This window comes from Rhodococcus sp. ARC_M6 (assembly GCF_022810305.1).
Taxonomy (GTDB): Bacteria; Actinomycetota; Actinomycetes; order Mycobacteriales; family Mycobacteriaceae; genus Rhodococcus_F.
Map to the genome: position 1 here is coordinate 1 of NZ_JALGQH010000108.1, position 255 is coordinate 255.

The 255-nt window shown below is 63.5% G+C and carries 1 protein-coding gene; it reads right to left on the minus strand.

Annotated features, from left to right (window positions below):
- On the minus strand, nt 1-255 hold a 255-nt coding region (locus MTX36_RS29595; RefSeq protein WP_243623220.1), incomplete at both ends, for a helix-turn-helix domain-containing protein.

Genomic DNA, 255 nt, shown 5'->3' on the forward strand with positions numbered 1-255 from the left:
TCGCAGTTTTCCCAGGTACGCGACCTCTGCCCGCAACCGCTCGTTCTCCGCCCTCAACTGCTCCAACTCAGTGCCTTCACAGGGTTCGGATTCGACAGGTCTCGGCGGGCGGCCTCTGCGTTTGGGGAGTAACCCGTCCTCGCCCTCGTCGCGGTACTTCCGCGCCCACCTCTCGATCAGCTTCGGCGACGACAAGACGAATTCCTTGGCGAGCTCGACCTTCGTCTCGCCAGCGAGGAAACGGCGCACCACATC